Below are 11,343 nucleotides of genomic sequence, written 5' to 3'. Positions count from 1 at the left end.
TGGCCCAGCCGCCGTGGCCGTCGATCCGGGTCAGCCAGGCGGGCTTGCCGCCGGTCGCGCCGTCGAGTTCGGCCGCGGTCGGCAGGCGCGCCTCGCTCCATTCGGTCTCGTTCCAGCCGCCGCCCAGGATCCACGGCGCCTCGGGATGGGCCGCGCTCCAGGCTTTGATCCTGGCCAGCGCCTCGGTCAGCGAACGCGTGCCCGACAGATCGAGCGTGAGCTTGGAGAAGCCCAGCGCCATGACGTGGCCATGCGCGTCGATGAGACCGGGCATGACCACCTGGCCGTGCCCGTCGAGCCGGTAGTCGGCGTACTTGGGCCGTTTTTCGCCGTCATGGTAAAGCCTGGCGATGTGCCCGTCGCGGCTGATGAGAAAGGCGCTGAAGCGTTCGATTCCGCCGTGGCCGTCGGGGCTGAGCCCGGCGATGTCGTCGATCAGCGTGCCGGGGACCGGGGTTTCGACTTCGGGGGGCTGTTCCTTGCTCTTCTTGCGCGCCTGGGCCGGCGCTGCGATCAGCGCGCTGCCCAGCATGGCGGCAAGGACCGCCCGTCTGGCGAATGTCACGGACGCGTCTTCCTCGGCAGGCGCTTGACGATCGCGCTGGTGTCGAGACGGCCCCCGCCCATCGCCTGGATTTCGGCGAAGAACTGGTCGACGAGGCCGGCCACCGGGAGCGAGACGCCCAGGCCCCGGCCTTCCTCGAGGCTGAGCCCCAGGTCCTTGCGCATCCAGTCGATCGCGAAGCCGAAATCGAACTCGTCGGCGTCCATCGAGGACCAGCGGTTGTCCATCTGCCAGGACTGCGCGGCGCCGCCCGAGATGGCGTCGTAGACCTTGGCCATGTCGAGGTGCGAGGCCTGCGCGAAGCGCACCGCCTCGGCCAGCGCGGCGATGTTGCCCGCGATGCAGATCTGGCAGGCCATCTTGGCGGTCTGCCCGGCGCCGGCCTTGCCGACGTGGACGATGCGGCTCGAATAGGCTTCCATGACCGGGCGCGCGGCCTCGATCGCCTCGTCGCGCCCGCCACACATCAGCGTGAGCGTGCCCTGCTTGGCGCCGATCTGCGAGCCGGTCATCGGCGCATCGACGCAGCGGATCTGCAAGTCGCGCGCCTCGACCGAGATCTGGCGCGCGATACGCGCCGAAACGGTGGTGTGGTCGATGAAGGTCGACCCCTTGCGCATCGTGCGAAACGCGCCGTTGGGGCCGAGCACGACGTCGGCCAGGTCATCGTCGTTGCCAACGCAGGTGATGACCACGTCGGCATCGAGCGCGGCGTGCGCGGGGTTGGCGGCCACGCGCGAGGCAAGGCCCGGATTGGCTTCCTGCCAGCGCTTGAGCCGGTCGGGCGAGCGGTTGTAGATGGTCAGTTCGTGACCGGCTTCGGCGATGTGGCGGGCGATTTCGCCGCCCATCACGCCAAGGCCGATGAAGGAGACCTTGCGCGGCTCCACCGGCGGGCGGGCCGGTACGGCTTCCTCGGCTACGGCGGTCTCGTCGGGGCTCGGCGCGGGGGTCTCTTCGGTCATGCTCCCAGTCCTTAGCGTTTTTTGGTCAAAAGCAAACCGTCGAGCAACGCCTGCCTTGTGGGGGGAGAGGATAGGCGCAGCTTTGTGGCCTTTCAATTCCCCGGCAATTCCTTTAGTTGCGCGGCCATGGAACAGTCCGCAACAAAACCCCTCCCGGTGGCCGCAGAGCCCACCTTGTCCTTCGACGATGTTCGCAAGGCGGCGGAGCGCATTTCGAGCCACATCGTGCGCACGCCTACGCTGCGCAGCCAGACGCTCAGTGCGATGATTGGTGCGGATATTTGGCTCAAGTTCGAAAACCACCAGTTTACCGCCGCCTACAAGGAGCGCGGGGCGCTCAACGCGCTGATGCAGCTGGACGAGGAGCGCAAGTCGCGCGGGGTGATCGCGGCCTCGGCCGGCAACCACGCGCAGGGGCTGAGCTACCACGGCACGCGCCTGGGCATCCCTGTGACCATCGTCATGCCGCGCACGACTCCGCTGGTGAAGGTCATGCAGACCGAGAGCGTGGGCGGTAACGTCGTGCTCGAAGGCGAAAGTTTCGATGACGCCTACGCCCACGCGCGCAAGCTCGAGGCGGAGCTGGGGATGACCTTCGTGCATCCCTTCGACGATCCGCACGTCGCCGCTGGGCAGGGCACCGTCGCGCTCGAGATGCTCGAGGACGTGCCCGAACTCGACACGCTGGTCGTGCCGATCGGCGGGGGCGGGCTCAGTTCGGGGATGAGTGTGGCGGCGCGCGGGATCAAGCCCGACATGCGCATCTACGGCGTCGAGGCGCTGCTCTATCCCTCGATGTACAACCACATCAAGGGCACCAACCTGCCGATCGGCGGTGACACGCTGGCCGAAGGCATCGCGGTGTTCTCGCCCGGCACGTTCACCGCGAGCGTGCTGAAGGACCAGCTCGACGACATCCTGCTGGTCAGCGAATCCAAGATCGAGAGCGCGCTTGCGCTGCTGCTCCAGATCGAGAAGACGCTGGTCGAAGGGGCGGGCGCCTGTGGCCTCGCCGCGCTGATGGACAACCGCGACCTGTTCGAAGGCCGCAAGATCGGCATCGTGCTTTCGGGGGGCAATATCGATACGCGCCTCCTGGCCAACGTCCTGCTGCGCGACCTGGCGCGTTCGGGCCGCCTCGCGCGGCTGCGGATCGGCCTGCAGGACCGCGCCGGGGCGCTGTTCAAGGTGGCCAAGGTGTTCCACGAGCAGAACGTGAACATCATCGAGGTGTTCCACCAGCGCATCTTCACGCACCTTCCGGCCAAGGGGCTGGTCACCGAGATTGAGTGCGAGGCGCGCGATTCGGCCCAGCTCGACGCGCTGATCGCCGCGCTCCACCGCGAGGGCTACGAGGTGCGCCGGGTCGAAACCGACTGATTGGCGCCGGGGCTTGAGCGCAGCCGGAGGGCCGGGCGGGGCACTGCCTTGCAATCGCCAGCCCGCGCCTGGCGGGCCGCGGCCGGTTAACCGCACGCCTTGTGGAAATACGGGGCGTAAATACGGGGCGTGCGCGGCGCCCCGTTCCGGCACAGACGTATGAAGAAGGCTCGATTTTCGGGGCAATGCGATACACCTTGCGCCAAATTTGTAGTTAAAACGCTTTCAAGTGGCGGCAGGCTCCTGCATATTTGCCCGATCGCAGGTGTTGGACAGGCTTGCCGATCGCGCAGGCTCGTAAACAAATCACGCGCAGGCACGTAAAGAAATCAAAGGACAAGACGCCCCCGTGACCGCTCCGGTTCGCTTTCCCCGATTTTTCGTCACCAGCCCGGCGCCGTGCCCCTATCTGCCCGGCCGCAACGAGCGCAAGGTGTTCACCGAGCTCAAGGGGCCGCACGCGGACTCGCTCAACGACGCGCTCAGCCGCATCGGCTTTCGCCGCAGCCAGACCGTCGCCTACCGCCCCTCCTGTCTCGATTGCAGCGCCTGCGTTTCGGTGCGCGTGGTCGCCAGCGAATTCATCGCCTCCTCCTCGCAGAAGCGCGCGCTCAAGGCGAACGACGATCTCATCGCCACGGTCTGCCGCCCCTGGTCGACCAGCGAACAGTTCGAACTGCTGCAGGCCTATCTCGCCGAGCGCCATCCCGAAGGCGGGATGACCTCGATGGACGAGATCGACTACGCCGACATGGTCGAACACACGCCGGTCACCAGCTACATCGTCGAATACCGCGAACGCTCGGCCGACGGGGTGACGCCGGGTAAGCTCATTGGCGCCTGCCTGACCGATCGCCAGTGCGACGGGCTCTCGATGATCTACAGCTTCTATGACCCCAAGAGCGCGCGCAAGGGACTCGGTAACTTCATCATCCTCGACCATATCCGCCGCTCGCACGACATGGGGCTGAGCTACGTGTACCTGGGATACTGGGTCGAAGGCTCGGCGCGCATGCAGTACAAGGTGCGCTACCGCCCGATGGAAAAGCTTGGCCGGGCGGGCTGGGAACGGCTCGATGCGGCCGAACAGGACCGCCTGATCGCGCAGGCCGCCGCCAACCCGCGCGCGGATCGCCGGGTGGGCTCGGGTACGGGCAAGGATGGCGTGCCTGCGATCCCGCAGGATTGAGCTTGGGTGCATTTCTTCAAGGGGTTGCGGCCCCTTGACCCCACACTGTCGACCTCGCCTCCCTTACGCAGGGGCGTTGAGAGAGGCGAGGTCGACAGTTCGGGGAGCCCGAGGGCGATGGCCCTCGGACTATCCATTTTTACGCGTAAGGCGGCTTGTCGAGTCCCGCGGGGCTCGCGGTGAAGATCTCGCAGCCGGTTTCGGTAATCCCGATCGAGTGTTCGAACTGCGCCGAAAGCGACTTGTCGCGGGTCACGGCGGTCCACCCGTCGGCGAGCACTTTCACCGGGGGCTTGCCCAGGTTGATCATCGGTTCGATCGTGAAGAACATCCCCGGCTTGATCTCGGGGCCGGTGCCCGGACGTCCGGCGTGGACCACTTCGGGCGCGTCGTGGAACAGGCGGCCCAGGCCATGGCCGCAGAATTCGCGCACGACGCCGTAGCGGTGCTGTTCGGCGTGCTGCTGGATGGCGTAGCCGATGTCGCCGATGTGGTTGCCAGGCCTGGCTTGTTCGATGCCGATCATCAGGCATTCGTAGGTCACTTCGACCAGGCGGCGCGCCTTGAGCGCGGGTTCGCCTGCGAAGTACATGCGGCTGGTGTCGCCGTGCCAGCCGTCGAGCAGCGGGGTCACGTCGATATTGAGGATGTCGCCATCCTTGAGCGTCTTGTCCGAAGGAATGCCGTGGCACACGACGTGGTTGATCGAGATGCAGCACGAATGCGCATAGCCGCGGTAGCCCAGCGTTGCGGGAACCGCGCCGCCATCGAGGGTCAGTTCGCGCACCTTGTCATCGATCGCGGCGGTGGAAACGCCGGGCTGGACCATCGGGGCGATCTCATCGAGAATCCGCGCGGCCAGAAGTCCGGCCTTGCGCATACCCTCAAAGGCCTCGGGCCCGTGCAGCTTGATGGTGCCGTCGCGCAGGACGGTCTGATCTTCGGCGTCGACAATCTGGTATTCGCTCATGCGCAGCATATAGCAATCGGGCGCCGAAAAATCGAGCGGCTCTCAGGAGAAAATCGAAAAAGCGTTGCGGTACTGCGGGCGCAGCGCGCGCATCACCGCGCCATCGACGCCCAGCGTGACGTCGTAGCTGCCTTCGGCATAGGGGCCCGCTTCATAGGGTGCGATGCGAAATTCGAGCCGGTCGAAGGTCTTGCCGTTGCTCGAGCCGAGCAGCACGGTCTGCCGGGCCGGATCGATGCAGTCGGTGAAGGGCGCACCGGGTTCGAGCGGTTGGCCGCGCCGCTGCGCGCGCTGCGCGTCGAGCGCCCGGCACAGCCGCGTGCGCAGCGCAGCGGAGAACGCCTCGGCGCTCACGAACAGGTCGAGCGGCCGTTCGAGCCGTTCGATGCGCCGGTTCCACACCAGCGCCTCGAACCCGCTCATGCCATGCGCGCCGCCGGTGAATTCGTAGGTTTCGGCAAACAGCGAAAGCCAGTCGGGCACGTCGGCGACCACGCTCCAGCTGGCGCTGAAGGTCTGCGGACGGAACGGATAGGCCCCTTGCGCGGCGGCGGACTTTTCGGCGCGCGACCGCGTCTCGACCTCGGCGCGCATGGCGTCGCGGCGCCGGTCGAGTTCCTCGCGCAGCGGGGCAATCGCGGCGGCGGCGGCTGGGTACGAATACTGGAATTCGTAAGTGTCGGTCGCCAGATCGATTGCATTGTCCGCGTCCGCGCCTTGGCCTTGCGGCATGGCCGGGGCGGTGGCTTCGGGCGCGGGCGGTTGGCCCGGAGAGACCGGGGCCGAGGCACCATCCGGCACACTTTCGGTTGCCTGTGTGGCGCTGTTCCGGGGCGCTGAGTCCGCGCTGCATCCGGCGATCAGCAGGCTCCATCCGGCGAGGAACCCCAGCTTGGTGACGAGACCCATTTCACTCCCCCATCGAATGTGCGCGGCGTGGCGGGGATGCGACGCGCGCCTGCGTCTTCTTCAATTGCCCTTTGCCCTCACGCGGGTCTAGAGAAAGGACATGAGCGAAAAAGACGCATTGATCCAGCCCGATCGTGGCCAGAAGGCCATCGCCATCCACCTCGTCGACAAGGGTGGGCTGGACGAATTTCGCAAGGGTTTGAACGGCGTGCAACGCGCCGCGCTCGACGCGCACCGTTTCGCGGCCGATGGTTACGACTACGCGATCATGCCCGATGGTGAGGGCTGGGCGGTCGTTTCGGGCGTCGCAGATGCCGCCAACCTGTCGAGCTGGTGCATGGCCAAGCTTGCCGAAAACCTTCCCGCGGGCACCTACCGCCGCGTGGGCGGCGAGCCGGGCGCGGCGCTGTTCGGCTGGATCACCGGCCAGTATCGTTTCGAACGCTACCTCTCCCAGCCCGCCGAGGAAGGTCCGCGCGTCCTGCTGACCGGCGAGGTCAAGGCGATCGAGACGATCGCCGCCGAAGCCGAGGCGACGCTGCTGGTGCGCGATCTGGTCAACACCCCGGCCGAAGACATGGGTCCGGCGCAGATCGAGGCCGAGGCCGAAAGCCTGCACAAGGAATTCCGCACCGAAATCCGCGTGACGCGCGGCGACACGCTCGAGCACGAGTACCCGATGGTCCACGCGGTGGGCCGCGCGGCGTCGCGAGCGCACGCGCCGCGCATGGTCGAACTGGAGTGGGGTGATCCCCGCCATCCGCGCATCGCGGTCGTCGGCAAGGGGGTGTGCTTCGATTCGGGTGGGCTCGACATCAAGCCGGGTTCGGGCATGTTGCTGATGAAGAAGGACATGGGCGGCGCTGCGCACGCGCTGGCGCTGGCCCGGCTGATCATGCAGGCCCGCCTGCCGGTGCGCCTGCATCTGCTGATCCCCACGGTCGAGAACGCGATTGCCGGAAACGCCTTTCGTCCCGGTGACATCCTGCGCTCGCGCGCGGGGATCTCGGTCGAGATCGGCAACACCGATGCCGAAGGCCGCCTGATCCTGGGCGACGCGCTGGCCCGCGCGGGCGAGGGCAAGCCCGAACTGGTGATCGATTTCGCCACGCTCACGGGCGCTGCGCGCGTGGCGCTGGGGCCCGATCTGCCCGCGCTCTTCACCCGCGACGCCGCGACCGCCGACGCGCTGCTGGCCGCGGGCGAGGCTTGCGATGATCCGTGCTGGCGCCTGCCGCTGCACGACGGTTACCGCGAGTATCTCAAGTCCGACATCGCCGACATCAACAACGCGGGGACGGGCGGGTTCGCCGGTTCGTGCACGGCCGCGCTGTTCCTCGACCGCTTCGTGCCCAAGGGCATCGCCTGGGCGCATTTCGACACGTTCGCCTGGCGCCCGGCGGCCAAGCCCGGCCGCAGCAAGGGCGGCGCGGCGCTGGGCCTGCGCGCGGCCTGGCACATGCTGCGCGCGCGCTATGGCGAGACATCCTAACGTCCTGTTAGGGCGGGGTTATCGAGGTCTGAATCGGTCTGGTTAGCGAAACATTAGTTATGCCGGATCAAGGATGAACCCGCGCGATTCGGCTTAGGCTGGTCCGGTCCAACACGCAGGGACCAGGAGCCAACCATGAAAATCGAACCGACAGGGCAATTCCACGAGGTCGACCTCGATGACCTGTTCTTTTCGACGACCGATGCCAAAGGGGTCATCGAACAGGCGAACCAGGTGTTCGTCGATATGGCGCGGCGCGATCGCAGTGAACTGATCGGCGCGCCGCACAACATCATCCGCCATCCCGACATGCCCGGCGGCGCGTTCCGCCTGATGTGGGAGACGATCGGGCGGCGCAAGGCGTTCAGCACTTACGTCTTCAACCTGGCTGGTGACGGTTCGGCCTATTGGGCGCTGGCGACCGTCGCGCCGCTGGGCAAGGGCTATATCTCGGTGCGCAGCCGTCCGATCGACATCGGCCTGCGCGACACGGTGCACGGCGTGTTCCAGGCCGCGCGCGCGATCGAGTCCGAGGCGATGGACAAGGGCGAGAGCGCGGGGCGCGCCGCAAGGCTGGGCGAGGAAGCGATCCTGGCTGAACTCGCCCGGCTCGGTTTCGACAGCTACGAAGCCTTCATGCACACTTTCCTCCCGCGCGAGCTCGACTTGCGCGCGCAGGCCGGTGTCGTCATCCCCGCACGGCCCGAGGCGCGCGGCAACGTGCGCGCGCTGCTCGATGCCGGTTCCGCGATCGAGGTGCAGGTGCGCGCGCTGGCGGGCGATCTGGCCCGCGCCGACACCCAGGCGCTCGCGCTCGGCGGTGAGGTCGACAAGGCGGCGCAGGCGCTCGCCCGGCTCGAGGAGGCGGTCGCCAACGCGCGCTTCGTGGTTTCGGGCAACCGCAATGTCGAGCCGCACGTCGCCAAGGCGGCCCCCGCGCTCGAGGCGCAGTGCCAGGCGCTCGCCGCGACCATGACCGGGCTGCACGGCGCGGTGGAGCAGACCTGCGCGCTGCGCCGTGGCCTGCGTTTTGCGGTCTCGCTGGCGCAGCTCCAGGCCGAATCGGTGTGCCGCTTCGCGATCGCCACGATCGACGGCAAGGAAGACGCCGAAACCTCGAACGAGGCAACCCACGCGCTGGTCCAGGCGCTCGAACACGGCATCGACACGCTGCACGACAGCCTTGATCTCGATCGCGAGCAGAGCGCGACGATGGCCGCGGGGATCAAGTCCGCCGAAAGCGCGCTGCGCGTTACCACGCTGCTGCTCGGCAAGTGGCGCAGCCTGGTCGCCAAGTCGGAGATCCGCCACGAGATGGAGGCGCTCCTGCCGGTGCTCGACGATGCGCNCTCGGCAAGTGGCGCAGCCTGGTCGCCAAGTCGGAGATCCGCCACGAGATGGAGGCGCTCCTGCCGGTGCTCGACGATGCGCTGGCGCGGCTGGTCGGCGTTGTCGCGGGCCTGCACGAAACCGCGCAAAGCTTTGCGAGCAGCGTGGTGGGCTTCGAGACCGAAGCGCTCCAGAGGCGTCTCGACGAAGTGCTCTCGCTCAATCTGGTCATGGCCTAAGCCGCGTCCGGCCCGGTCGCTTTCGGGCCTGTCGCTTCCGATCTGAACAACCGCACCTGCGCCCGGCACGGCCGGCAGCGCGCGGGTGCGCCCCCGAACAAGGAATGAATACCATGGACTTTGAAGCAAAGCTCGCCGAACTCATGGGCATCAATGGCGCTCTGGCCGCCGCGATCGTCGACAGCGCGAGCGGCATGACGCTCGCCACGGTCGGTGAGATGCGCGACGGCGGTGATCTCGACCTCGCCGCGGCGGGGACCAGCGAAGTGATGCGCGCGCAGCAGGGCGTGCTCAAGCTGCTCGCGCTCGACGATGCGGTCGAGGACATGCTCATTACGCTGGGCCAGCACTACCAGCTGATCCGCCCGCTGACCGACGATTCGGGCACCGGCCTGTTCGCCTACCTGCTGCTCGATCGCCAGCAGGCCAATCTGGCGCTGGCGCGTATCAAGCTGCGCGAGGTTGAGGCGCAGCTCGCGATCTGAGCGCGCATCGGGCCCTTCCCCAGACACCGCGATCGTCCGGCCCTGGCCGGACCCCGATCCCTGCGTGAGGGCGGGGCCGCATCCCCTGGGTGGGATGCGGCCCCTTGCGCGCGTGTCGGTTCGAGTGACGCGGGGCCTTGGACCGTTATGGTGCCGATTGGCGCGTTGTTCGGCCCATCTGGTGACAATGGCCAATGGACCCTCCTGCGCGGCTGGCCTACGATCGAGGAAGTTGGAAAAGGAGTCTCTCACGCCATGGTCGGCCGGCCGTCCTGCCCGTGCCTCGCGGCCTGTTTTGCAACCCGGTGTGTAACCCGGTGCGCAACCCGATACGCGGCCCGACCCGCCGCGAGCCTTGCGTAAAGACGATGACCGGGATAAGCGCCCCAATCTTTCGCTTCACCGATGGCCTGCACTTGACCAACCACGATTCCTACACCCGTCCCGTCTCGATTGATGGAATGCTGGCGATGACCGGCCCCTCGGTGAAAGCCGATCCGCGTTATCTGCCGCTGCGTGGCGATCTGGCGCATATCAAGCTGGCCGGGCGCTGCTTCGTGCCGCATTATGCCGTGCCGGTGCCCTATAGTGCCCACGCGGGCGCGCGGCTTGTCAGTGCGCCGGGCGTGGACGGTGAAGTGCTTGCCGAGCTTGCCGCTGGGGAGGTGTTCAACGTGCTCGACATTGCGGGCGCCTGGGCCTGGGGTCAGCGCGGCGAGGAAGGCCTGGTCGGCTATGTCGCCCTGGCCGAGATCGCGGCGCCGCAGACCGGCGCCTGAAGCAGGGCGCGCGATGGTATCGGCCCGAAGGTTGCCCCCGCAGGGGCCGGGCCTGACGATTACTGGGACTTGAAGACAATGGCACAGACGGTTTTCATCGACGGCGCAGCCGGCACCACCGGCCTTGAAATCGCAGACCGGCTGGGCTCGCGCGGCGAGTTCGAGCTGATCGTGCTCGACGATGCGCGGCGCAAGGACGATGCCGCGCGCGCCGAGGCGCTCAACGCGGCCGACTTCGTCATCCTGTGCCTGCCCGATGACGCCGCCAAGGCGGCCGTCGGCATGATCCGCAACGACCGCACGCGGGTGATCGATGCGTCCTCGGCGCACCGCACCGCACCCGACTGGACTTACGGTTTTGCCGAGCTGGTCGGCCATGAGACGATTGCCGGGGCCCGCTTCGTGAGCAATCCGGGCTGCTATCCCACCGGTTTCCTCAGCCTCGTCGCGCCGCTCGTGCGCGAGGGGCTGCTGCCCGCCGACTGGCCCTATGTCTGCCACGCGGTGTCGGGCTATTCGGGCGGCGGCAAGGCGCTGATCGCCCGTTTCGAGGCCGAGCGCGACATTGCCTTTCGCGCCTATGGCCTCGCGCTCGGCCACAAGCACGTGCCCGAGATGAAGGCCCACGCCGCGCTGGCCCACGATCCGATCTTTGCGCCGGCGGTGGTGCCCGCGCACCGCGGGATGCTGGTCGAAGTGCCGGTCCATCTGGCGATGATGGGCAAGGCGGGGCAGGCCGACGCGCTGCGCGCCGCGCTTGTCGCGTTCTACGCCGGCAGCCCGATCGTCTCGGTCGAGAACGATGCGCCGTCCGAGCTGCTGCTCCACGCCGATATGGCGCCGGTCGACAGCCTGACCTTGCGGGTGCTCGGCTCGGCCGACGGGACGCAGGCGCGCCTCGTTGCCATGCTGGACAATCTGGGCAAGGGCGCGAGCGGCGCGGCGGTGCAGAACCTCAACATCATGGCGGGCCTCGACGAGACCGCGGGGCTGCGCCTCTAAGAGCCTTCTCTGATTGGGGCTTCGTGGGTCAAGCTGCTT

Annotated in this window: 10 protein-coding genes; 6 read left to right on the top strand and 4 right to left on the bottom strand. The window is 67.5% G+C overall.

Annotated features, from left to right (window positions below):
- Positions 1–565: amidohydrolase family protein (locus MTR62_RS17975; RefSeq protein WP_244023516.1), on the bottom strand; the 565-nt coding region annotated here is incomplete at its 3' end.
- A complete protein-coding gene (locus MTR62_RS17970; RefSeq protein WP_268739941.1) occupies positions 562–1,530 on the bottom strand; it encodes an NAD(P)-dependent oxidoreductase in 969 nt (322 codons plus the stop codon). The genes MTR62_RS17975 and MTR62_RS17970, both read right to left, overlap by 4 nt.
- Before the next feature lie 126 nt (positions 1,531–1,656).
- Here MTR62_RS17970 and MTR62_RS17965 point away from each other — a divergent pair, with 126 nt between their 5' ends.
- Both MTR62_RS17965 and MTR62_RS17960 read left to right on the top strand, forming a co-directional pair.
- Positions 1,657–2,910, top strand: a complete 1,254-nt coding sequence (locus tag MTR62_RS17965; RefSeq protein ID WP_244023514.1) for a threonine ammonia-lyase — start codon at positions 1,657–1,659, stop codon at positions 2,908–2,910.
- Between the two features lie 349 nt (positions 2,911–3,259).
- Positions 3,260–4,099, top strand: coding sequence for an arginyltransferase (locus tag MTR62_RS17960; RefSeq protein WP_244023512.1), 840 nt, complete (start codon positions 3,260–3,262; stop codon positions 4,097–4,099).
- A gap of 139 nt (positions 4,100–4,238) precedes the next feature.
- Here the strand turns inward: MTR62_RS17960 and map are convergent, their stop codons facing one another.
- Both map and MTR62_RS17950 read right to left on the bottom strand, forming a co-directional pair.
- Entirely contained in the window at positions 4,239–5,069 is an 831-nt protein-coding gene (gene map, locus MTR62_RS17955) for a type I methionyl aminopeptidase (RefSeq protein ID WP_244023510.1), read from the bottom strand.
- 42 nt (positions 5,070–5,111) lie between these two features.
- The gene (locus MTR62_RS17950; protein ID WP_244023508.1) at positions 5,112–5,978 is read right to left on the bottom strand and encodes a DUF4163 domain-containing protein; all 867 of its coding nucleotides are present in this window, start codon (positions 5,976–5,978) and stop codon (positions 5,112–5,114) included.
- Between the two features lie 100 nt (positions 5,979–6,078).
- On the opposite strand from MTR62_RS17950, the gene MTR62_RS17945 reads away from it, so the two are divergent.
- The 4 genes from MTR62_RS17945 (at position 6,079) to argC (ending at position 11,304) form a co-directional block, all read left to right on the top strand.
- Entirely contained in the window at positions 6,079–7,470 is a 1,392-nt protein-coding gene (locus MTR62_RS17945; RefSeq protein WP_244023506.1) for a leucyl aminopeptidase family protein, read from the top strand.
- Between the two features lie 1,681 nt (positions 7,471–9,151).
- Positions 9,152–9,523, top strand: coding sequence for a hypothetical protein (locus MTR62_RS17940; protein WP_244023504.1), 372 nt, complete (start codon positions 9,152–9,154; stop codon positions 9,521–9,523).
- 368 nt (positions 9,524–9,891) lie between these two features.
- Positions 9,892–10,302, top strand: a complete 411-nt coding sequence (locus tag MTR62_RS17935) for an SH3 domain-containing protein (protein ID WP_244023502.1) — start codon at positions 9,892–9,894, stop codon at positions 10,300–10,302.
- A gap of 78 nt (positions 10,303–10,380) precedes the next feature.
- Positions 10,381–11,304: an N-acetyl-gamma-glutamyl-phosphate reductase gene (gene argC / locus MTR62_RS17930; protein ID WP_244023500.1), complete on the top strand. Its 924-nt coding sequence runs from the start codon at positions 10,381–10,383 to the stop codon at positions 11,302–11,304.
- Positions 11,305–11,343: the final 39 nt, after the last annotated feature.

The sequence above is a fragment of the Novosphingobium organovorum genome (genome assembly GCF_022832435.1).
In the GTDB taxonomy this organism is placed as follows: Bacteria; Pseudomonadota; Alphaproteobacteria; order Sphingomonadales; family Sphingomonadaceae; genus Novosphingobium; species Novosphingobium organovorum.
This window is presented reverse-complemented; position numbering and strand designations above follow the sequence as displayed.